Source organism: Tenacibaculum halocynthiae, assembly GCF_964512825.1.
GTDB lineage: Bacteria > Bacteroidota > Bacteroidia > Flavobacteriales > Flavobacteriaceae > Polaribacter > Polaribacter halocynthiae.
On the sequence record NZ_CAZELG010000012.1, the window covers coordinates 309,449 to 331,870 of the forward strand.

18 protein-coding genes and 1 tRNA gene are annotated in these 22,422 nt (G+C 29.5%); 6 read left to right on the forward strand and 13 right to left on the reverse strand.

The window, feature by feature from the left end; all coding sequences use genetic code 11:
* Positions 1 to 52 precede the first annotated feature (52 nt).
* Entirely contained in the window at positions 53 to 2,899 is a 2,847-nt protein-coding gene (locus ACKTTQ_RS04710; RefSeq protein ID WP_408048533.1) for a glycoside hydrolase family 2 protein, read from the reverse strand.
* A 329-nt stretch (positions 2,900 to 3,228) separates the two neighbouring features.
* Between ACKTTQ_RS04710 and ACKTTQ_RS04715 the strand changes: the two genes are divergently transcribed.
* Entirely contained in the window at positions 3,229 to 3,996 is a 768-nt protein-coding gene (locus ACKTTQ_RS04715) for an enoyl-CoA hydratase/isomerase family protein (protein WP_408048534.1), read from the forward strand.
* Between the two features lie 4 nt (positions 3,997 to 4,000).
* Here the strand turns inward: ACKTTQ_RS04715 and ACKTTQ_RS04720 are convergent, their stop codons facing one another.
* Together ACKTTQ_RS04720 and ACKTTQ_RS04725 are read right to left on the reverse strand one after the other, a co-directional pair.
* On the reverse strand, positions 4,001 to 4,876 hold the full coding sequence (locus ACKTTQ_RS04720) for a sterol desaturase family protein (RefSeq protein ID WP_299132755.1): 876 nt from the start codon (positions 4,874 to 4,876) through the stop codon (positions 4,001 to 4,003).
* A 244-nt stretch (positions 4,877 to 5,120) separates the two neighbouring features.
* Complete coding sequence (locus tag ACKTTQ_RS04725) at positions 5,121 to 5,993, reverse strand: AraC family transcriptional regulator (RefSeq protein ID WP_113786286.1); 873 nt, start codon at positions 5,991 to 5,993, stop codon at positions 5,121 to 5,123.
* A gap of 237 nt (positions 5,994 to 6,230) precedes the next feature.
* On the opposite strand from ACKTTQ_RS04725, the gene ACKTTQ_RS04730 reads away from it, so the two are divergent.
* The gene (locus tag ACKTTQ_RS04730; protein ID WP_093869502.1) at positions 6,231 to 6,680 is read left to right on the forward strand and encodes a 6-pyruvoyl trahydropterin synthase family protein; all 450 of its coding nucleotides are present in this window, start codon (positions 6,231 to 6,233) and stop codon (positions 6,678 to 6,680) included.
* Between the two features lie 158 nt (positions 6,681 to 6,838).
* On the opposite strand, the gene pth is transcribed toward ACKTTQ_RS04730, so the two are convergent.
* The 3 genes from pth to ACKTTQ_RS04745 all read right to left on the reverse strand — a co-directional run bounded on the left by pth (position 6,839) and on the right by ACKTTQ_RS04745 (position 9,073).
* Positions 6,839 to 7,405 carry an aminoacyl-tRNA hydrolase gene (gene pth, locus ACKTTQ_RS04735; protein WP_093871961.1) on the reverse strand — a complete coding sequence of 189 codons (567 nt, stop codon included), beginning with the start codon at positions 7,403 to 7,405 and terminating at the stop codon, positions 6,839 to 6,841.
* Positions 7,406 to 7,524: 119 nt separating this feature from the next.
* Entirely contained in the window at positions 7,525 to 8,109 is a 585-nt protein-coding gene (locus ACKTTQ_RS04740; protein ID WP_093869501.1) for a 50S ribosomal protein L25/general stress protein Ctc, read from the reverse strand.
* Between the two features lie 22 nt (positions 8,110 to 8,131).
* Positions 8,132 to 9,073 carry a ribose-phosphate pyrophosphokinase gene (locus tag ACKTTQ_RS04745; RefSeq protein ID WP_093869500.1) on the reverse strand — a complete coding sequence of 314 codons (942 nt, stop codon included), beginning with the start codon at positions 9,071 to 9,073 and terminating at the stop codon, positions 8,132 to 8,134.
* Positions 9,074 to 9,198: 125 nt separating this feature from the next.
* Between ACKTTQ_RS04745 and ACKTTQ_RS04750 the strand changes: the two genes are divergently transcribed.
* Positions 9,199 to 9,280: transfer RNA gene (locus ACKTTQ_RS04750), tRNA-Leu, on the forward strand.
* Positions 9,281 to 9,323: 43 nt separating this feature from the next.
* Here the strand turns inward: ACKTTQ_RS04750 and ACKTTQ_RS04755 are convergent.
* A complete protein-coding gene (locus tag ACKTTQ_RS04755; protein WP_093869499.1) occupies positions 9,324 to 9,902 on the reverse strand; it encodes a DUF1835 domain-containing protein in 579 nt (192 codons plus the stop codon).
* A 170-nt stretch (positions 9,903 to 10,072) separates the two neighbouring features.
* On the opposite strand from ACKTTQ_RS04755, the gene katG reads away from it, so the two are divergent.
* Positions 10,073 to 12,346 (forward strand): catalase/peroxidase HPI, encoded by a 2,274-nt coding sequence (gene katG / locus ACKTTQ_RS04760; RefSeq protein WP_408048535.1) that lies wholly within the window; start codon positions 10,073 to 10,075, stop codon positions 12,344 to 12,346.
* A gap of 67 nt (positions 12,347 to 12,413) precedes the next feature.
* Here katG and ACKTTQ_RS04765 read toward each other — a convergent pair whose 3' ends face one another.
* The 6 genes from ACKTTQ_RS04765 to ACKTTQ_RS04790 form a co-directional block, all read right to left on the reverse strand.
* Positions 12,414 to 13,529, reverse strand: coding sequence for an NTP transferase domain-containing protein (locus ACKTTQ_RS04765; RefSeq protein WP_093869497.1), 1,116 nt, complete (start codon positions 13,527 to 13,529; stop codon positions 12,414 to 12,416).
* Positions 13,522 to 13,998, reverse strand: a complete 477-nt coding sequence (gene moaC, locus ACKTTQ_RS04770) for a cyclic pyranopterin monophosphate synthase MoaC (protein ID WP_093869496.1) — start codon at positions 13,996 to 13,998, stop codon at positions 13,522 to 13,524. Before moaC ends, ACKTTQ_RS04765 begins: the two co-directional genes overlap by 8 nt.
* A 96-nt stretch (positions 13,999 to 14,094) precedes the next feature.
* The gene (locus ACKTTQ_RS04775; protein WP_408048536.1) at positions 14,095 to 15,303 is read right to left on the reverse strand and encodes a molybdopterin molybdotransferase MoeA; all 1,209 of its coding nucleotides are present in this window, start codon (positions 15,301 to 15,303) and stop codon (positions 14,095 to 14,097) included.
* A gap of 4 nt (positions 15,304 to 15,307) precedes the next feature.
* A complete protein-coding gene (locus ACKTTQ_RS04780; protein WP_093869494.1) occupies positions 15,308 to 15,517 on the reverse strand; it encodes a hypothetical protein in 210 nt (69 codons plus the stop codon).
* 5 nt (positions 15,518 to 15,522) lie between these two features.
* Positions 15,523 to 16,515 carry a GTP 3',8-cyclase MoaA gene (gene moaA, locus ACKTTQ_RS04785; RefSeq protein WP_408048537.1) on the reverse strand — a complete coding sequence of 331 codons (993 nt, stop codon included), beginning with the start codon at positions 16,513 to 16,515 and terminating at the stop codon, positions 15,523 to 15,525.
* Between the two features lie 69 nt (positions 16,516 to 16,584).
* A complete protein-coding gene (locus ACKTTQ_RS04790) occupies positions 16,585 to 18,354 on the reverse strand; it encodes a MutS-related protein (protein ID WP_408048538.1) in 1,770 nt (589 codons plus the stop codon).
* A gap of 70 nt (positions 18,355 to 18,424) precedes the next feature.
* On the opposite strand from ACKTTQ_RS04790, the gene uvrC reads away from it, so the two are divergent.
* Both uvrC and ACKTTQ_RS04800 read left to right on the forward strand, forming a co-directional pair.
* Positions 18,425 to 20,215, forward strand: a complete 1,791-nt coding sequence (uvrC, locus tag ACKTTQ_RS04795; protein WP_408048539.1) for an excinuclease ABC subunit UvrC — start codon at positions 18,425 to 18,427, stop codon at positions 20,213 to 20,215.
* Between the two features lie 2 nt (positions 20,216 to 20,217).
* Positions 20,218 to 22,419, forward strand: coding sequence for a patatin-like phospholipase family protein (locus ACKTTQ_RS04800; protein WP_408048540.1), 2,202 nt, complete (start codon positions 20,218 to 20,220; stop codon positions 22,417 to 22,419).
* The last annotated feature ends 3 nt before the right edge of the window (positions 22,420 to 22,422 follow it).

Below are 22,422 nucleotides of genomic sequence, written 5' to 3' on the forward strand. Positions count from 1 at the left end.
ATGACCGTTAAAAATATTTTTTAACGGTCATAATATGTTTTTTGGATAACAGTTATTCCCAAATAACTTTTATTTGTTGCCATGTTTGGTTCCACCCTTTTAGCCACAACTCAGGTTTTTGACTGTTAGTTAAAGTAGATTCTTCAAACTCAATTTCAATATTTTCTTCTGATTTCCCTAGCATGGAAAAATAGTTTTTATCATAAAAAACTGGTAAAACTCTTTCTATATCCATACCTTTTTTTACTGGTTTTCTTACTTGCAATCGGTTCCAAAAAGAAACCAAAGCTCCATTATTATTGGCAGTTAATTGAATTTTATAACTTCCTTTTTTAGCTATAATACCATTTGCTGTACAAGTAATTATTGAGTTTTTATAGGTCTCTAATTCATCAAATTGACCATTTGTACTCAACCAATAAAAATTCTCTGAAGTTATCCCTTTATTTGTAGTCATTTTTAATTTAAGGAAATATACTTTTTCATCTGTTTTTAGCTTAGAAAGAACAGTTTTAAGATCTAAAGAATATACTAAACCAGTTGATGACCCAGCAACAATACCTTTGTTTAATTGTGATTCCATAGAAATATTTCCAGTTCCTATCATTTCAGAACAACTATAAACGTTCCATTCTATAGAGTTACTTTGAATTTTATTTACAGTATGGTTTACAATGTTAATGTCAAAAGTAGAAGAATTTGGGTAATTGATTAAGTTTAATTGTACATGTATAGCTTCACAAGCATTTTTTACACCCCAATAACCACCTGTTGATTCTAAAAACCAATCGTATAGTTTTGCACGTAAACCTGTCCATGGCCCTTGAGATTTCCATATTATAAGTCCTGTATATCGTTGCCACATATATGTCAAATACCCTTCCCACAATTCTTTGTAATGAAAATAACTTGCTAATTGAGCACGTTCACAAAAATCTTCAATATTTTTTGGAGTTCCATAAGTATAGATTTGATCATTTAAAGGTGTACCAGATGGTGAATTAATAAAATATTGACTGTATTTTAAATGCTGCCAACTAGGTAAAACATCTGATGTTTTTGCATTTCTTTTAGGAATAGTTTTATCACCTAATGAATTTTCATCTAGTACCAAACGCATACTTTCTACTGGTGGTACTCCTAATGAACCAATTTCAGGATTGAATGACCCAGTAAATCCATCTGGTAGCCATTTGAAATATCTATCGGGGTTATATATACCATAAGGACCATCATTTTCAACTTGTCCTGAGATCGCTTTAGAATTTTCAATAAGAATTCTTTGAGTGTCCAAAGATCCTTTAGCACCAATATAAGTTTTCAGCTCAACTAACAATTCTTGTGGTGGTATAGATTCATTTGCTGCACACCAAAATAATAAGCTAGCATGATTTCGTAACATTTTTATAGTGTCTACCGCGCATTTTGTAAATGTTTTTTTGTAGGTTTCTGGAAGGTTACTATTGTTATAAATAAATTCACTAGAAAACCAAAATTCTTGCATTACTAAAATCCCAAATTCATCACAAGCTTCATAAAATTCAGGTCGCTCTGCAATTCCACCTCCCCAAACACGAATCAAATTTATATTCATTTCTTTGTGCATTCTAACTTCATTACGATAACGGTCTGCTCCCATTCGAAACAATGCATCTGTTCCCATCCAATTTCCTCCTCTAATAAAAATTGGATTTCCATTTACAAAAAACTTTCGACTTTTTCTTTTTGAAGGACTTGTTGGGGCGTCTACTTTAAAATCATTCTTTATAGAAAACTCTCTGATTCCGACACGGACCTTTTTTTGATCAGACAAGGTTTCAGAACTTATATTCTCTCCTAAGTAGATGTATATATCTAAATCATACAGTTCAGGAAGTTTGTCGGTTCCTGAAGGATCACAACCATGAGGCCACCATAATTTCGGATTCGAAATTATTATTTCTGGAAAAGTAACTTTTTTAGCTTCAGTTGATGGAGGTATTTTAATAGATAACTTTTCTATTTTTTCATTTAAAACATACTTGAGAGTTCCTATTTGTATTTTATTTGTAGAATTGTATACTTCAACAGAGATATTAACTTTCGCATTGTTTGTTAAGATACCATTTTCGAGAACAGTTGTTGTTATATGCGGGTTTTTTAATACCAATGATTTGGTAGTTTCTATTGAAACCTGGTCCCACAAACCTGTACTTCTATCAGGAATTGTAGCCATCCAATCCCAACCAATAGGGTAACGCATAGTAACATTCTCTCCAATATTTGGGACCCCTTGAATACCACCATTATTTGATAAAGTTGGTATTCCAACAGGGTTAGGTGGTACTATACGAACAGCTATTCTAGTAACACCATCTTCACTTGGAAATGTAGAAATATCAAAATCATTTCTAAAAAACATACCTTTTAACTGTTCTTTATTTAGTTGTTTCCCATTGATAAATATATCTGCAGTATAATTTATTCCTCTAAATTTTAACCAAAAATGTGAGGCATCATTAATTTCAGGTAATTTTATTTCTGTATAGTACCAATATGTATAAAATGTAATTCCCTTGTTATTTACATCTGGAATATGTAATAAGTTAGTATCAAAATACGGATTAAAAAAAGTAGTGCTACCAGGCTGTTCGCTTAATATTTTTGAAGGAATGTTTTGTTTAATCCATTCCGAATTATGAACTAGTGTGTTTAAGGTAGTTCCTGGTATAATTGCATCAATCCAATTTGTAGGTTTATAACTTACTGAGGTATATTGAATTCCTTTTTCTTTTATTTCTATTGCCGACGGCTTTTCTGGTAAGTCATCTTTTATTGCCAACCATTTTACTAGAGTTGAATTTAAAATGATAGGTGAAGAAATTTTAGGAGTTACGATTGTTGTATTAGGTTTGTCCATAATATTTAGTGTAGGTATGTTTTGTACTTTTTTATTTATATTAATAAATAATTCTAGTGTTCTTAAACAGTTTAAATTTAGTTAAGTAACTATCTAAATTTTGAAAGAATGCCATAAGTACTATGTATTTTTAAATGAGTGGAAGTATTATAGGTATAAATGAAAATAGAATAGTTTACTTATTAAGAGTAAAAAACATGCTTAATAGTTTATAAAAAAGTAGTTAGAAATTAAGAATTGTAAGAAAGGGAATACTAAAAATAAAGTATTAAATTTGAAAAATAAAGTTGCATATTTTCATGCATTAATTATACATAAACGAAATTTTTATGACCACTAATAGAGCAAACGGAAGTTTATATACTAGCGTAGAAAATAAGATTGCAACAATTGAGTTTGGACATCCAGCAAGTAATTCTTTTCCTAGTGAATTATTAGAGCGACTAGCTAATAAATTAGATGAATTATCAAGTAATGATGAGGTAGCTGTAGTAGTGTTAAAATCGGAAGGAGAAAGAGCTTTTTGTGCAGGGGCTTCTTTTGATGAGTTAGTAGCAATTGATAATCTTGTAGATGGGAAAAAATTCTTTTCAGGTTTTGCTAACGTTATTAACGCAATGCGATCATGTTCTAAATTAATTGTTGGCCGTGTACAAGGAAAAACTGTAGGTGGAGGAGTAGGTTTAGCTGCTGCTTGTGATTATGTTTTAGCGACTGAACATGCAGCTATAAAATTATCAGAATTTACTATAGGTATTGGTCCGTTTGTAATAGCACCCGCAGTAAAACGTAAAGTTGGAGTAAGTGGATTGGCCGAATTAACTTTAGATGCTAGTAGTTGGAAAAATGCATATTGGGCAAAAGAGAAAGGTTTATATGCACGTGTTTTTGAAAATATTGAAGAGTTAGACAAAGAACTTGAGGTGTTTACTGAAAAATTAGCCTCTTATAACCCAGAAGCTTTAGATGAAATGAAAAAAGCATTGTGGATTGGTACAGAAAACTGGGATAGTCTTTTAATTGAGAGGGCTGAAACCTCAGGTAAACTAGTGCTTTCTGATTTTACTAAAAAAGCATTAAAAAAATTTAAGAGCTAAGAAATTAGCTCTTTTTTTTATAAAAATAATCTGGTTTCCATACTAAGTTTCCAAAAATAATTCTCAGTTTATGGCTTAATGTTTTACACTTTTTAACATCGGTCCATATATTTTTATATTCAATAAAGTTTATTTTAATAGGGTTATTAGTTTTAATGTTTTTTGTTAATCCATAAATAACCTTTTCTTCTTCTCTTTGAAATGTACCAAATATCTTATCCCAAATAATTAAAAAACCACCATAGTTTTTATCTAAATATTTGTTGTTAGATCCATGATGTACACGATGAACAGAAGGAGTATTAAATACTTCATCTAACCAGCCTAATTTACCAATATATTCGGTATGAATCCATGTTTGAAATTGGGCAACTAATACTAATCCAATAATTGCTTGAAAAGGAGAAAAACCGATTAAAATCATTGGAATTAAGAAAACCCATTCAAATAAACCTTCAACAATACTTAAACGCATTGAAATAGTAAGGTTATAATCTTCTGAAGAATGATGTACACTATGACTAGCCCATAAAATTCTATGTTCGTGTTCTAATCGGTGCATCCAATAATAGGTAAAATCAGCGACTAAAAAGGCTAATATCCATGTATAAGTATTCATAGATATTGATAAAGGTGTTATCCAATGAAATGGCATTAAACATATTACACCAATAGAACCTATAATTGTTTTTTCAATTAGTTGATTTAAGAAAAAAATAGAAATGTTAGCAAATGAATCTTTCCAACGTCTTTCCTTTTTAATTAAAAAATCAATAAATAATTCAATGATTATTAAACTTGTATTAAATAAGAAAAAGTAACCTACATATAGCATGATATTAGATTCTTGAAACAAGGATATTATTTTAGAAAAACTCATTTTTAATTGTTTTTATTTTCAGGAATAAAATATGAAAACCATAAAAACCACAATAGGTTTGTAAGTACCCATGCTGAGTTATTACCTTGAAAAAATAGTATTATAAAAGGTATATAATAGAACCCAATAAGACCAAAAAACCCTAAATACCAATAGCTGTTAAATTTGTAACCTTTCATATTATTCATAATTATAATACAAAATTAAGTTATGAATGAAAGGTTTGTTTGTTCAATTAGGACATTTACAGAATAGGAATGTATATTTCTGTAATTAGATCTTTTTTAGGAGTAACATCATCGTCATTTGGGTAAAATTCTAGTATAGGCTTGTCATCAAACTCTAAACCAACGTCAATCATCCAACGAGCATAAATATCATTATAGGTTTCAAAACAACTTTCATGACTACCTTTATGAATAAATTTAGCATATTTTTGAGATGGAATTTCTTTTACTATAAATAGACCTTCAGAATTAAGAGATTGATTATCATTTAAAACTATACAAGCATTATATCTACAATGAATTGAAGAAGAAAGTTCATTATCGTCTAGGACTTCACCAAGAACAATTGTTTTTTCTGACAACAACTTTTTTTTATAAGCATATTTTAAAAGCTGTTTCCATGTTTTTTCAATTTCTTTAATGTTTTCATACGACCCTTTATATTGTATGTAGACTATTTTAATTGTAGGAAGTGTTTCGACTTCAAAATTTAGCTCTTGAGTATTCTCATGTTGACTCTTATTCTTTAAAATTTCATTTGTTATTTTTTGCTGTAAAGAAAACGACTTTCTAAATTGAGTAGGATTACATCCGAAATGCTTTTTAAAAGATTTACTAAAGGCAGCTATATCTCCATACCCTATTTCCAGGGCAATATCAGAAATTTCAATAGTTGAGAACTTTAAATATTCTGCAGCTTTTTCTAATCGACGTCTTTTAATAAATTGACCAATAGTTTCATGTTGCAAAGCCAAAAATATACGGTTGATGTTCCGATAAGAATAAAATGAAACCTCTTCTATATCTTCTGCTTTAATAGTAGACTTGAATTTCTTTTCAAGAAACTCTATTAATTTAACATAGCGATTTAATTGGGTTTGATTTTTCATATGCCAAAGTTAAATATACTATTATTTTCAATGTTTGTTAATTAAGGACAAGTTAATTATTGAGCTAAAGGAACAAACATTGAAAATTCAAGTAAATTAAATTCAAAGTTGTATTTTTGACGCGTAAAAACATTTTGAAATTATGGGTGGAGATTATTTATTTGCCGTATTAGCATTTTTAGTGGCTATCGTATACTTTTTTAATAAATACAGAAGTAATAAAAAATTTAAAAGGTAGTGGCTAATATTAGAATTACAAAGCAATTTAGTTTCGAAACAGGACATGCATTATATGGTTATGATGGTAAGTGTAAAAACGTTCATGGTCATAGTTATAAACTTTCTGTAACTGTTATAGGTGAACCTATTAGTGATACTTCAAATGTTAAATACGGAATGGTAATTGACTTTGGTGATTTAAAAAAAATTGTAAAAGAAGATATTGTTGATGTATTTGACCATGCAACGGTATTTAATAAAAACACACCGCACGTAGAGTTAGCTAAAGAATTACAAGATAGAGGACATCATGTAATTTTAGTTGATTATCAACCTACAAGTGAAATGATGATTATTGATTTCGCTAGTAAAATTAAAAAGCGTCTTCCTGGGAATATAAAATTACATTCTTTAAAGCTACAAGAAACAGATACTAGTTTTGCAGAATGGCACGCTAGTGATAATTAATTATTTAATTTGTAACATATTAATATATTTTGCTACTTATTATTAGTAATCAAAATAAATTAATTATGACTAGAACTATATTTGAAAAGCTTTGTAAATTTTATAAATGTGAACTTAACACCTTTAATAAAATTTTAGGAATTTATAAATAAAGGTATTTATTTACCATTAAATTCATTCATAGTATTAGCTAATCCTGCATTTATAAAAGAAGTTACTGCGTTAACTGAGGTAGGTATACGCTCTATCATTGCGCTTTCTTCTTCTTTACTCCAGTTTCCTAATACAAAATCAACTTGGCGACCTTTTCCATAGTCGGCACCTACTCCAAAACGAAAACGAGGATATGCTCCGGTATTAAACTTATCTTGAATATCTTTTAAACCATTATGACCTCCAGAGCTACCTTTTCCTTTAATACGAAGTTTACCAAAATCAATATTTAAATCATCTGTAATAACCAGTAAATTTTCAACTTTAATATTTTCTTTTTTCATCCAATAAACAACAGCTTTTCCACTTAAGTTCATATAGGTACTAGGCTTTAAAACAATAACAGTTTTACCTTTAATTTTTAATTTGGCTATATCACCTAATTTATCAGTTTCAAAGCTCTCTTGATGCTCTTTTACAAAGGCATCAACAATTTTGAATCCTATATTATGACGAGTATCATGGTATTTTTCACCAATATTACCTAAACCAACAATTAAAAATTTTTTCATGGTGCTTTTCTTTTTTGAATTAAAAATAGTTTTAAAGAAAGAGATGATATTCATAGTGCAAACATAAAAAAAGCGTTACACAATGGTAACGCTTTTCTATATTTTTAAATAGTAGAAGCTTATTCTTCTGTTGCTTCTTCTTCAGAAGCAGCTTTAGATGCATTACGAGACATACGTACTTGAGCTACCACAGTGTTTTCTGGATGTAAGAATGTATATTTTTCATTCTTTAATTCAGTAACATATAATTTATTACCAATTTCTAATTCAGTAATATCAGCTTCAATAAAATCAGGTAAGTTAGCTGGTATAGCTTTTACTCTTAATTTACGTAAGTTATGACGTAAAGCACCACCTACCATAACACCTTTAGAAGTACCTACTAAACGTACAGGAATTTCCATAGTTACAGCTTTATCATCGAAAAGTTGATAAAAATCTACGTGTATAATTTTATCTGTTACAGGATGAAACTGAATATCTTGTAAAACTGCGTTATAAGATGTTCCACCTAATTCAATCGTTGCAGTATATACATTTGGAGTAAACACTAAACTTTTGAAAGATAATTCTTCTGCTGAAAAGTGTACAGGTTTGTCTCCTCCGTATAATACGCAAGGAACCTTTCCAGCATTACGTAAGGCTTTAGTTGCTACTTTACCTACGCTTTCTCTTTGAGATCCATTGATTGTAATTGATTTCATTACTTGTTTATTTAATTAAAATTTACATTAAAAATTCATCGCTTATTGATGTATTATCTTGCACTTTATGCATTACATCTGCGAATAAAGTGGCGCAAGATACACTTTTTATTTTAGATACATTCTTTTTTAAAGGAATTGTATCTGAAACAATTAACTCTGTTAATTTAGAGTTTTGTATTCTTTCGTAAGCTTCACCAGAAAGTATAGGGTGTGTACAAAGAGCACGAACACTTATAGCTCCTCGTTCCATCATTAAATCTGCGGCTTTTGCAAGAGTTCCTCCCGTGTCAATCATATCGTCAACAAGAATAACGTTTTTACCTTTTACATCACCAATTAATTCCATATGAGAAATTACATTGGCTTTTTTACGTTGTTTATAACAGATAACAACATCACTTTCTAAGTATTTAGAATATGCATAAGCTCTTTTTGAACCACCCATATCAGGAGATGCAACAGTTAAGTTATCTAATTTTAAACTTTTTACATAAGGTAAGAATATAGATGATGCATATAAATGATCAACTGGTTTTTCAAAGAAACCTTGAATTTGATCGGCATGTAAATCCATTGTCATAATTCTTGTAGCACCAGCTTCTTCTAAAAGTTTTGCTACTAATTTTGCTCCTATTGCTACTCTTGGTTTGTCTTTTCTATCCTGACGAGCCCATCCAAAATAAGGTATTACGGCTGTTATATGTCTTGCAGATGCACGCTTCGCAGCATCAAGCATTAATAACATTTCCATTAAATTGTCAGCATTAGGAAAAGTAGACCCTACTATAAAAATACGTCTTCCTCTTACTGATTCTTCAAAAGCAGGTTGAAACTCTCCATCACTAAAACGTGATATTTTTACATTTCCTAGTTCAGTTCCAAAACTTTTAGCAATCTTTTCTGCTAGCTCTGTACTTTGAGAACAAGCGAATATTTTAGGAGTTAATTGATTTGTAGGCATTTACCGAAGTTTATTTGTTGTTAGTGTTGTTGTGAGGGGCAAAAATATAACTATTTTAAGAGTTTAAAAGTATTTTAACGAATTAACTAAAATATTTTATAGATTTGCAATCCATTTATTAAAATGCTCGAGTGGCGGAATTGGTAGACGCGCTGGATTCAAAATCCAGTTCTTTCGGGAGTGTGGGTTCGATTCCCACCTCGAGTACAAAAAAAGCTTCAACAAATTGTTGAGGCTTTTTTATTAGAATTTAATTATTTAAAGAATCTTGTAGGTATCTAAACTTATTAGAGAACTCACCATAGTTAAAAAGAGTGTTTTTTGTTACATAAGCATCCCAACAGTTTTTTAGAAACTCTAAATTTGGCAATGTAATTTTTACTTTATAGCCATAAAGAATAGAAAACTCTTCCGAAGTATAGTTTGTTAATTTTTGTAACTCTTTTTTACCTTTATGTTTACCAGAGCACACTAGAAAATATTGAGTATTTTTAGAAAAATGTTGTGCTAAAAAACAACCTAAAGCCATTAAATTAATTTGAGATAATTTAGTATAATCTAACCATAGTGTTACTTCAGAATATATGCTTAGGTCTTCTAATTGTAAAATAGGTTTTATAGTAGCGTCAAAATAATCTATTCTCATTTTTTGATGCTTGGTTTCAAAATAAGAATAACGTTCAGACCAAAAGTTATCGGAAAAAACATCTTTGGTTAAAGGTCCTTCGATTAAATTTTCATCAAAAAAAATGGTACTTCCTTCAATAGAAGAGTTTTTGAAAATTGTTAATGCTTTATTATTACAAAAAATGTGTAATACGTTATTCATGCCTTTCCTAATTAAGCTTCAAAAATAGTTAAAAACTATAATTGATAATAGCAAAAGATGGAACAGTAGGAAAGTTCAATAAATACCGATATAAATTATTTCTATTTTAAATAAAAACATAATCACTTTACTTTATTTAAATTTACTATTAAACTTAATCCATTTAAAAAATGAAAAAATTTTATTTAGTAGTAGCAGCAAGTTCTTTACTTTTCGCTTGCAGCAGTGGTGAAAACCATAGTGAAGTAAAAGAAAAAGGAAAGTGCCCTTTTGGTTTTGATAAAGGACATAAAAAAGAGCAAATTTCACAAAAGAAGTCTAATAAAGATTGGTGGCCTAACAAATTGGATTTAGATGTTCTAGCACAAAACTCAGCATTATCAAATCCAATGAAAAAACAGTTTAATTATGCTGAAGAATTTAACAAACTAGATTACGCGCAATTAAAAAAGGACCTTACAAAGTTAATGACTGAATCTCAAGATTGGTGGCCAGCAGATTATGGTCATTATGGACCATTATTTATACGTATGGCTTGGCATAGTGCAGGAATTTATCGTACAGGTGATGGAAGAGGAGGTACACGTATGGGACTTCAACGTTTTGCTCCTCAAAATAGTTGGCCTGATAATGGTAATTTAGATAAAGCTAGAAGGTTATTGTGGCCTATAAAACAGAAATATGGTAAAAAAATTTCTTGGGCAGATTTAATGATTTTAACAGGAAATGTAGCTATTGAATCGATGGGATTAAAAACGATTGGTTTTGCAGGAGGAAGAGAAGATGTATGGGAACCTCAAAAGGATGTGTATTGGGGATCAGAATCAGGATGGTTAGAAAGTAGAAGACTGAATAAAGAAGGAAAGTTAGATCTAGATATTGAAAATCCTTTGGCAGCTGTACAAATGGGATTAATTTACGTAAACCCAGAAGGGCCAAATGGAAAACCTGATCCAGTTGCTTCTGCTAAAAACATACGTATATCTTTTGCTAGGATGGGGATGAATGATGAAGAAACAGTTGCTTTAATTGCTGGAGGTCATACTTTTGGAAAAACGCATGGAGCTGGACCTGCAGAAAATGTAGGAACTTCTCCTGAAGCAGCTGGTATTGAAGAACAAGGATTAGGGTGGAAAAGTAGTTATAAAACAGGAAAAGGTAAAGATGCTATTACTTCTGGTTTAGAAGTTATTTGGACCCCGACACCAACAAGATGGAGTCATGCTTTTTTAAATACATTATTTGATAACGAATGGGAATTAACTAAAAGTCCTGCTGGTGCACATCAATGGTCTGCAAAAGGTGTTGGAGAAGTTTTTCCTGATGCTTTTGATAAAAACAAAAGACATAGACCTACCATGTTAACTTCAGATTTAGCACTGAAATTTGATCCTGATTATAAAAAAGTATGTCAAAAATTTTTAGAAAACCCTTTATCTTTTGATGAAGCATTTGCAAAAGCTTGGTTTAAACTTACACATAGAGATATGGGACCAAAATCAACGTATTTAGGTTCTGAAATTCCTAAAGAGAATTTTATTTGGCAAGACCCAATTCCAACACGAAAGGATAAATTAATTACAAAATCTGAAATTAAAATACTTAAAAAAGAAATTCTTAATTCTGGAATTCCTCATAATCTGTTGGTAGAAACAGCATGGGCATCGGCTTCTACTTACAGAGGATCAGATAGAAGAGGTGGGGCTAACGGTGCTCGTATTCGTTTAGAGCCACAAATTAATTGGGAAAGTAATAATCCAGCTCAATTAAAAAAGGTGTTAGGTGTTTATAAAAAAATTCAATCTGAATTTAACAATACATCTAGAAAGGTTTCTATTGCCGATTTAATTGTTTTAGGAGGTTCACTAGCAGTAGAAGAAGGTGCTAAAAAAGCAGGGTTCTCAGTAGAAGTTCCTTTTAATCCTGGAAGAATGGATGCTACACAAGAACAAACAGATGTTACTTCATTTGCTGTTTTAGAACCAATGGCAGATGGATTTAGAAATTATCAGAAGAAAAAATATACACTTACAACCGAAGAGTTGTTAGTAGATAAAGCGCAGTTATTAACTTTAACAGCTCCTGAAATGACAGTTTTAGTTGGAGGAATGCGTGCATTAAATGTAAGTTATGATGCTTCAACTAAAGGAATTCTTACTAAGACACCAGGTGTTTTAACAAATGATTTTTTTGTAAACCTTTTAGATATGGGTACTTATTGGACTCCTGTTTCTGAAGAAAAAATGGAATTAGAAGGTAAAGACAGAAAAACGAATGCTGTTAAATGGAAAGCTACCAGAGCTGATTTAATTTTTGGATCTAATTCTGAATTAAGAGGTTTAGCAGAAGTATATGCAAGTAATGATGCTAAAGAAAAATTTATTACTGATTTTATTGCTGCTTGGGTTAAAGTAATGAACTTAGATAGGTTTGATTTGAAATAAGAAAATATTCTTTTGTATATACTCTAAATTGGGGTAAAAGTTTATCCCAATTTAGAGTATTTTTAATTTACACACTCTTTTTAATTTCTTGAGAAGCAGTTTCAAAATCTTCAGGAGTATTGATGTTTCTGATAAAAGTATCTTTAATTTCTACAATTTTAACATCAGAATTAATGAGCATTTTACGAGGGCAAGAATATCCTTGTGCTAAATACTGTAATAATTTTCCGTAAGCTTTAGGCTCATATATGGTAATTAATGGTTCTGGAAATTCTTTCCCTTTTCCTTTAATAGCAGTTGCTACTTTACTAGGATCTCTGTTTTCTAATAAAAGTTTAATAATTTCTTCATTTACAAAAGGAATATCAGTAGCCATCACTAACCATGCTGCGTTAGGGTCTTGTTGAAAAGCAGAGCAAATTCCACCAAAAGGACCTAGATTTAAAAATACATCATGAATTTCATTGTCTTTTTCTGAAGGTTGCTGAACAGAGAAAAAAGTTGGTAAAGAGCATTTTTCTAAGAGTTCTTTTACATGCTCTTTTTGAGGTTTCCCAAAGTAATTTAATTCAGATTTATCAGTACCCATTCTAGTACTTTTTCCTCCAATTAACACTAAACCTTTTATAGGAGCAATATGTTCTTGAATTAAACTGTTTATATGATTTGTGATTTTATCAACCTGATCAATTGTGTATGAAGTTATGTTTTTAATATTTGGAAACTTCTCTGTCAAACATTCAAAATATGGAGTGTTATCATTTAATTTTATGATGAATTGAATGTTTGTTAGTTGTTTTAAGCGTTTTTTTACTGAAGCTTCTTTTTCATCGTCTAAAATTAAAATTTGTTTAGCACCTTGATAATGATTTCCGTTAATAAACACGAAATCATGATTGTAAAACTGTAATCGTTGTTCGTATTTATTTATGGGAGAAGTTGTATTTATTTGAAGGTTTCCTTCATGATGAAAGGTATACTCAGAGAAATTATTTTGTGGAACATCTTTAGCATGTGAAGCATCAAAATATCCAAGATTATAATGTGATAGTTTGTTTGAAACTGTAGTCACTAAATCAGCTATAATACCACATTTTGTTCCCAAAATAGATACTTCATTAGGAGCAAAATTATCGTTTTGTTTTTTAGTTAGTTTGGTATGTTTTGAATGCTTTTTATCCATTTTTAATATCTGATTTACCTCCTGTTTTTTCTACTAATTTAATTTCTTTTATTATCATTTCCTGACTAATAGCTTTACACATATCATAAATGGTTAAACATGTAGCTGATGCTCCAGTAAGCGCTTCCATTTCAACACCTGTTTTTCCTTCAATAGTTACTTTACAAAATACTTCTACTTGTTCTTTATCTACAATATTGATGTCAATGTCAACCCCATTAATCAACAACGGATGACACATAGGAATAATATCTGACGTTTTTTTTACTGCCTGAATTCCAGCTATGATGGCTGTTTGAAAAACTGGACCTTTTTTAGTTGTTAATTCATTGGTATTAAAATGACTAATAATTTCTTCACCTAAAAACATGGTAGCTTTTGCAATAGCTGTTCGTTTCGTGATTTTTTTATCAGAAACATTCACCATTTTAGGATTGTTTTTTTCGTTTATATGGGAAAAATTGCTCACGTTATTAGTTTTAAATTTTAATATCCTAATTCATTATTTGTTCTCGATACAAATTTGTTCATTCTTCACAAATTCACTCGAACTGACAGCTCTCTTCTATCTATATTTAATTACTGGAAAAACACTACCTTTTTTAAACTCAGTTTCTTCTGTTTTTGGAATTTCAATAAATCCATCTGTTGAAACTAAACTAGCTAAATCACCTGAGCCGTTTCCTTTTATAGGAGTTGCTATTAAATGACCAAAACGATAGCTTAATTTAACTTGTAAAAAATACGTTAGGTTGGGTTTAAAATTTACATCTTCAGCAAGAATTGCCGTTTCTTTTTTGGGTTTAATACCTACAGATGTATAATACCAATCATAAAAATAAACCATACAATTTACATAAGTTGAAATAGGATTTCCAGGGAAAGCAAAAACAACCGTACTTTTTGTATTAGCCAAAGCACCTGAGCGTCCGAACCAGAATGGTTTTCCTGGGCGTTGTGCCACTTTATGAAACAGTTTTTCAACTTTTAACTCTTCTAAAACTTCAGGTAGAAAATCGAATTTTCCTTTACTAACAGCACCGCTAAAAAGAAGTACATCATATTCTTGTAAAAAGGTGGCTATTTTTTCTTTTAGAACAGGTTTTTCATCTGCTATGTGAGCTGTTTCTGAAGGAATATTTAATTTTTCTAACAAAGAAACTAAGGTGTACACATTACTTCTTCGAATTTGATGAGCTAACGGATTTTTATCTACTTCAACTAATTCATCACCAGTAGAAACAATCATCACCTTAGGACGTCTAGCTACTTTTACGGTAGCTTTACCTACAGTTGCTAAAACTCCAATTTCAGCAGGAGAAATACATGTGTTTTCTTTAATTAATAAATCGCCTTGTAGTTTATCAGAACCTTGTTTGTGTATGTTTTGCCCTTCTTTGATAGCATCTACAATAATTGTTGCTGTACCATTAGTTATTTGTAGATCTTCATATCTAATTACTGTATCAACATTATTAGGTAAGGTAGCACCAGTCATTACTTCGTAACAATTGGCTGCATTTTTAAGTGTTTCTTGTATACTACCAGCTGGTTGAACTCCTTCTATTTTAAAATCATGAATTCCTTCTTTAAAAAAACGATAATTGATAGCAATACCATCCATAGCCACACGATTGAATGGAGGGAAATCTCTATCGGCAACAATATTTTCTTTTAAGATTCTACCAACTGACTGTATAAAAGGAATTTCTTCAATTTCAAAATTTTGTGTGTTTTCTAAAATTATATGTTTTGCTTCTTCTATAGAAATCATTTTATCAAGCTTTAAAAATTATAATAAGCCCTCCAATTATGAAGAGAACAATTAATCCAATCATATTCATATTAGCCGTTTTTAAAAGAACTGTTTTATGTTTATTATCTTTTTGTTTTTTTAGGCTTTCTATCTGATAAACTAATAACCATGCACCAATTATAATAAGTATTATCCCAGAAATTATAGGGTTGTTATCAATGAAATTATCCATAATAGTTAGCCTCCAATAGTACTCATACTTTCTGAAACGTTTCCTTTTTTTCTATTCGCTTCAGCCACAAAACCATTTTCTGGTTTTTCTTTTACTAAAGATAAAAACAACTCTTTTAAATCGTTGTTACTTGCTCCATTTCGAATAAAGTCACGTAAATTAAAAACACCATCATCAAACAAACAATTTTTAAAAGTACCTGTTGAGGTAATTCTAATACGGTTACAATCATTACAAATAGTTCTAGTAAAAGCAGGAATTATTCCCACAGTTCCTAAATGATTTTTTGCTTGATAATTTCTAGAGGTCGATGATTTTTTTGCAGGAATTTCTTCAACATCAAATTGCGATTGTATTTCTTGTAAAATTCGTTTAAAATTCCAATTTTCTTTTAAGTCACGTTGCCCACTTCCGTTAAAAGGCATTTCTTCAATAAAGCGAACAGCAATATTTTTTTCTTTTGTTAAACGAACAAAATCATTGATTTCATTTGTGTTGAAACCAGATTGTACAACTACATTTAATTTTAAGTTTAATGAGCTTTTTTCTAATAACTCAAAGGTTTTATATACTTCAGGAAAAACATCACGTCTTGTTATGGTTTTAAATTTCTCTTCCTGTAAACTATCAATACTTAAATTGATGTTCTTAATCTTTTTAAGGCTTTCTAATTTTTCTAAGTGTTTAGAAACTAACGCTCCGTTAGTAGTAACATTTATGGTATCTAATAAATCGTTATAAGAAAGCATTTCTAAAAAGCCAATAAAGTCTTTTCTAACAAAAGGTTCTCCACCAGTTAAACGTACTTTATTTACACCTAATTCAGTAAGTACTCGAATAATTCGATACATTTCTTTATAGGTAAGCAATTCTTTTCTTGGAACAATGTCAATACCATGAGCAGGCATGCAATATTGACAACGCAAGTTACAACGATCAGTTACTGCTAACCGAACATAGTTAATTTGTCGTCCGAAACTATCAAGAAGTGTATGCATTTAACAAAGGTACGTATTAATGAATCAATTTTTTCCTGTCATTTATCATAGTTTATTGAAAACTAAGATTTATACAATTTCCATTTTTTGTAATAAAAAAGAAGCGTTCATATTTTTGCAAACACCATTTTTCATTTCATAATCAAAATACAGTTCATTATTAACAATTTCAGCATCAAAATAATAATTAGCTATTTGTGAATGTTCATTTGCTAATTCACATAAACTAACATCGTGAGTAGCTATTATTCCAGTAGATTTTGAGCCGTTTAGTTTTTCAACAAACTTTTTTGAACCAATAGCCTTATCTTTACTATTGGTACCTTTTAAAATTTCATCTAGTATTATAAAATAAGTATCAGTTTTTATTTGATCAACAATAAATTTTAAACGTTTTAATTCTGAATAAAAATAAGATTCATCATCTGTTAATGAATCAGATGTTCGCATACTGGTTATTAACTTTATAGGTTTGTAATTGTAACCTTCAGCGCATACAGGTAATCCACAATTGGCCATAACTATTGATAAAGAAACGGTACGTAAAAATGTACTTTTCCCGGCCATATTTGCTCCAGTAATAATAAAAAATTGCTCGTTATTAATAGTAAAATTATTATCTATTCTTTTTGATGGATTTAATAAAGGATGTCCTAAGTTTTTTGCTTGAATAGTTGTTTCTTTTTCCTGAATAATAGGGAAAACATATGAAGGTTGATTATAAACAAAGTTAGCAAGTGAGTTTTGAGCATCAAAAAAGCTAACAGTTTTAAACCATTTATCAACAGTGTTTTTGTATTGATTAATCCAACGCTCAGTTTTAATAGCGTTTAAAATGTCCCATAAAAACAACCCGTTACCAACTACAGCTATAATGATGTTGTTTCTTTGGTCAAAAGCATCCAATATTTTAGAAAATTCTTTAAAAATTGCAGATGCTTTTTTATTTTCTGAAGTAATATCTTGTTGTTTGTTTTTTAAAATACTAGAAGTAAAATTTTCATTTTCTATTTGTTCTAGTAAAAGATGATATTGTTTAAAGATATCTTTAGCATTACCGGCTTCAGTATATAGTTTTTGTGTTTTTTTTATAGTATATCCAGTAATTGCTAAACCAATAAAAAACCATGTTAATACTATTGAAAATGTAATTATTTTGAAACTAAATAAACCAATAAGTAGTATTGAAATGATAGAGAAAATTTTAGAAAACATAGCTAAAAAAGCAGGCAATTTTGAGGTGTAATTAGTAATCCAATTAGTAATTTCTGTTGTTTCTTTTTTAGAAGAAACAGCAGTTTCTAACGCAGAAAAATGCTGACGCCACTTAATTTTTGAGGCTAATTCTTGTAAAGCAAGTTGTTTTTCTTTAATGCCTGTAATAACATTACTTACCAATGTTAAAGCAAGTTGCTTTTTTCCATCATTGGTTACAGTTCTGTTTATATATTGAAAAAAAGAACCTATTCCGAATAAATCAATATCGTTACTAAAAAAGTGTGATGGATTTATAAATTCTTCACCAGTATCTAAATCAAAATAGCGCCTGTTTAACACATTAATTTCAGTAGTATTAATTGCTTTCTTTGCAGTAATAATTTTTCGGTAGTCTTTTAGTTTTTCATGTTTTAATACTAAAAAAGCAAAAAGTAGTAATCCTACTATACCTAGTAGTAAAGGAATCTTAGAAAGTTGAAAAGTATAGTAAATACTTATTGTTGTAGATAAAAAAATTACAAAACGTAAAACACGAACAGTAATAATTTTTTTTGTAATTGTTGTGTAGCTTTCTTCTAACTCAACAAGTTGTTTTTTATAAAAATCTAATGGTTTTTGCATCTAAAAATAAATATGGATAAATGTACGTTATTACAGTTAATTTCTTTTTATAAAATTGTATTTTCGTTGTATGCCTACAGCTTTAGAATTACAAGTTAAAACACTACCAGATTCACCCGGAGTATATCAGTATTTTGATAAGGAGGATGTTATTATATACGTGGGTAAAGCTAAAAATTTAAAGAAGCGAGTATCATCTTATTTTACTAAGAATCACGACAATGGAAAAACACGAATTTTAGTAAAGAAAATTGTACGAATTGAACATGTTGTAGTTGATACGGAAACTGATGCGTTACTTTTAGAAAATAACCTAATTAAAAAATACAAACCTCGATATAATATTTTATTAAAAGATGATAAGTCATATCCATGGATTTGTATTAAAAAAGAGCGTTTTCCACGAATATTTTCTACTCGTAGGGTAATTAAAGATGGATCTGAATATTTTGGACCCTATACAAATGTTAAAACCGTATATGCTTTATTAGACTTAATTAAAGAGTTATATCCGCTTCGAACGTGTAATTATGATTTGCATGAAACTAAAATTAATGCAGATAAATATAAAGTTTGTTTAGAATATCATTTAGGAAACTGTAAAGGACCTTGTGAGGGGCTACAAACTGAAGAAAACTATTTGCGAGATATTAAAGCAATTAGAGATATTATTAAAGGTAATTTTAAAGAAAGTTTAGAACAATTTCATCAAATAATGCTTGATTTTGCAACTGACATGAAATTTGAAGAAGCTCAAAAAATTAAAGAAAAATTAGATTCTTTACAAAATTACCAAGCAAAATCTACAATCGTTAATCCATCGATTAATAATGTAGATATATTTTCTATTATTTCTGATGAAACTCATGGTTATACTAACTTTTTTAAGGTTATGAACGGTGCTATAGTGCAGTCGTATACCACAGAAATAAAGAAGAAGTTAGATGAAACAGATAAAGAATTACTGGAGTTATTTATTATTGAAACTCGCCAACGTTTTAATTCATTATCAAGGGAAATATATGTGCCTTTTAAAGTGAATCTAGGAGAGCATATAAAAGTTACAGTTCCTAAGTTAGGTGATAAAAAACGGATAGTTGAGTTATCAGAAAGAAATGCAAAATATTACCGTCAAGAACAGTTTAAACAAATTAAAATTGTAGATCCTGAGCGTCATGTAAAACGTATTATGGGACAAATGCAAAAAGATTTACGATTACATGAAGAGCCAAGACATATTGAATGTTTTGATAATTCAAATATTCAAGGAACTCATCCGGTTGCTGCTTGCGTTGTGTTTAAAGATGGAAAGCCTAGTAAAAAAGAGTACCGTCACTTTAATATAAAAACGGTTGAAGGACCTGATGATTTTGCTTCAATGGAAGAAGTAGTATACCGAAGATATAAACGTTTATTAGAAGAAGAAAAATCATTACCACAGTTAATAGTAATTGATGGTGGAAAAGGACAGTTATCATCTGCTTTAAAGAGCTTAGATATTTTAGGATTAAGAGGAAAAATAGCTATTATTGGTATTGCTAAACGTTTAGAAGAAATCTATTATCCAGGTGATAGTGTTCCTTTATATTTAGATAAAAAATCAGAGTCTCTTAAAATTATTCAATACTTACGAAACGAAGCACACCGTTTTGGAATTACTTTTCATCGTAACAAGCGAAGCAAAAGTGCTATACAATCAGAATTAGAAGAAATACCAGATATTGGTAAACAAACCATTACTAATTTATTGCGTACATTTAAATCAGCGAAAAGAGTTAAAAGTGCAAATCTAGATGAGTTAAAAGAGGTGGTTGGCTTGTCAAGGGCTCAAAAAATTTACCAGTATTATCATAAAAAATGACTATGAGAAAAATACTTTTTTTATTACTTATTCCAACTTTTTTATTTGCTCAAGAGCAACCAAAAATCGGATTAGTTTTAAGTGGAGGTGGAGCAAAAGGGTTTGCCCATGTTGGTGTACTTAAACAACTAGAAAAGGCAGGAGTACAAGTTGACTATGTTGGAGGTACTAGTATGGGAGCAATTATTGGTGGGTTATATTCGGCTGGTTATTCTGCAAATCAAATTGAAAAAATTATTGAAGGGGCAGATTTTATGTCGTTACTTCAAGATAAAGTAAGTAGAAATAACAAACCATTTTTTATGAAACAACATGGTGAAAAGTATGCTATTTCACTACCTATAAAAAAAGGAGGAGTTGGATTGCCTTTAGGATTATCAAAAGGACAAAATGTACTTAATTTTTTAACTGAATTATTAGCTCCTGTTGATAATGTCAATGATTTTTCAAAACTACCAATTCCGTTTTATTGTATTGCAACAAATATTGAAACTGGTAAAGAAGTTATTCTTGAAAAAGGATCTTTGCCCCTAGCTCTTAGAGCAAGCGGAGCTTTTCCTTCGTTATTAAATCCGGTAGATATTGATGGTAAATTATTAGTTGATGGTGGTGTTGTAAATAATTTTCCTGTTGATATTATGAAAACTAAAAACATGGACCTTATTATTGGGGTGAATGTTCAAGGTGAATTATTAAAGAGAAAAGAATTAGAGTCGGTAGCTTCTATTTTATTACAAATCATTAATTTTCAGATGTATGAAAAAGCTGATGAGCAGGTAAAATTGTTAGATATTTGTTTAAAACCTAATATTTTAGAATACAGTGTTATTTCTTTTGATAAAAAGCAAGAAATTTTAACAGAGGGAATTCGTGTAGCAAAACCTTATAAAGTTGTTTTTGATAGCATTGCTAAATTGCAAAAAGCAAAGAAAAGAAGACCTCAATTAAAATTTTCTAACGATAAAATATTAGTTGATAGAATAATTATTAAAGGGAATAAAAATTATACAAATAATTATATTTTAGGAAAACTACAGTTAAAAGAAGGTGATAGTGTTTCGTATCATGATATTTCAAAAAAAATTAGCTCATTAACTGCTACTAAAAACTTTGAAAGAATAGATTATCATTTTGAAAAATCATTTAAAGGAAAAAAGTTAGAACTTAAAGTTAAAGAAGATAATATTAAATCTTTTTTACGTTTTGGGTTGCATTATGATTTGTTGTACAAATCGGCAGTTTTATTAAATTATAGTCATAAAAAATTATTAAAGCAAAATGATGAGTTTTCTTTTGATGTAGGAATTGGTGATAGAATTCGTTATAATTTAAATTATTTTATAGATAATGGGTTATTACCTAGTTATGGTTTTTCTTCAAGATACAATTCTTTTAGAGGAGCTTTTCTATTTAATGATGCTGTTATTAATAGAATTAACATTAGATATATAGATTTTACAAACGCTGTTCATTTACAAACTACAGTTGATAAAAAGTTTGCTTTTGGTATTGGATTAGAGAACAAAAAAATTAAAATAACTTCAGAAACAATTTTAACGAATGATAAAGAAACTGTTTTTGATAATAGCAATTATATAAACGCTTTTACATTTTTAAAATTAGACACTTATAATAAAAAAATGTTCCCAACAAGTGGATTTTATGCTGATGTAGATTTTAAATGGTTTATTTGGTCTGATAGAAATGAAAATATTAATCAAAAAGAGATTGTATTAACAAATAAATATAGTCAGTTCTCACAGTTGTCAGGAACTTTAGGTTTTGCAAAAACTTTTTACGACAAGCTTACTATTCAATATACATCAGAAGCTGGTTATACATTAGGAAACGTAGCTTCAGGAATATTTGATTTTAACTTAGGAGGATACAACAAAAATTATATTAATAATTTTAAATCTTTTTACGGTTATGAAATAGGTGCTCTAAGTAATCAATCTTTTTTAAAATCAGAATTTAATTTTAGATACAGTGTTTTTGATAAACAATACGCAACATTTATTGCAAATTATGCACGTGTTGAAAATGATATTTTTGCTGACGGTAAGCTGTTTAAAAACACAAAATCTGGTTACGCTTTAGGTTACAGTGTAGAAACGCTTTTAGGACCTGTAGAAATCAAGTATTCTTGGTCTCCAGATCATAAAGAAAAATATTGGTTATTTAACTTAGGTTTTTGGTTTTAAAGA

Excerpts from the sequence above, each read along its gene's own strand:
- katG (WP_408048535.1), top strand. The coding sequence starts at position 10,073 with ATGAAAAAATTTTATTTAGTAGTAGCAGCAAGTTCTTTACTTTTCGCT.
- ACKTTQ_RS04780 (WP_093869494.1), bottom strand. The coding sequence starts at position 15,517 with ATGGATAATTTCATTGATAACAACCCTATAATTTCTGGGATAATACTT.
- ACKTTQ_RS04745 (WP_093869500.1), bottom strand. The coding sequence starts at position 9,073 with ATGCCTACAAATCAATTAACTCCTAAAATATTCGCTTGTTCTCAAAGT.
- ACKTTQ_RS04715 (WP_408048534.1), top strand. The coding sequence starts at position 3,229 with ATGACCACTAATAGAGCAAACGGAAGTTTATATACTAGCGTAGAAAAT.
- ACKTTQ_RS04790 (WP_408048538.1), bottom strand. The coding sequence starts at position 18,354 with ATGCAAAAACCATTAGATTTTTATAAAAAACAACTTGTTGAGTTAGAA.
- ACKTTQ_RS04800 (WP_408048540.1), top strand. The coding sequence starts at position 20,218 with ATGAGAAAAATACTTTTTTTATTACTTATTCCAACTTTTTTATTTGCT.
- ACKTTQ_RS04775 (WP_408048536.1), bottom strand. The coding sequence starts at position 15,303 with ATGATTTCTATAGAAGAAGCAAAACATATAATTTTAGAAAACACACAA.
- ACKTTQ_RS04710 (WP_408048533.1), bottom strand. The coding sequence starts at position 2,899 with ATGGACAAACCTAATACAACAATCGTAACTCCTAAAATTTCTTCACCT.
- uvrC (WP_408048539.1), top strand. The coding sequence starts at position 18,425 with ATGCCTACAGCTTTAGAATTACAAGTTAAAACACTACCAGATTCACCC.
- ACKTTQ_RS04755 (WP_093869499.1), bottom strand. The coding sequence starts at position 9,902 with ATGAATAACGTATTACACATTTTTTGTAATAATAAAGCATTAACAATT.
- ACKTTQ_RS04720 (WP_299132755.1), bottom strand. The coding sequence starts at position 4,876 with ATGAGTTTTTCTAAAATAATATCCTTGTTTCAAGAATCTAATATCATG.
- ACKTTQ_RS04740 (WP_093869501.1), bottom strand. The coding sequence starts at position 8,109 with ATGAAATCAATTACAATCAATGGATCTCAAAGAGAAAGCGTAGGTAAA.
- ACKTTQ_RS04725 (WP_113786286.1), bottom strand. The coding sequence starts at position 5,993 with ATGAAAAATCAAACCCAATTAAATCGCTATGTTAAATTAATAGAGTTT.
- pth (WP_093871961.1), bottom strand. The coding sequence starts at position 7,405 with ATGAAAAAATTTTTAATTGTTGGTTTAGGTAATATTGGTGAAAAATAC.
- moaA (WP_408048537.1), bottom strand. The coding sequence starts at position 16,515 with ATGCATACACTTCTTGATAGTTTCGGACGACAAATTAACTATGTTCGG.
- ACKTTQ_RS04765 (WP_093869497.1), bottom strand. The coding sequence starts at position 13,529 with ATGGATAAAAAGCATTCAAAACATACCAAACTAACTAAAAAACAAAAC.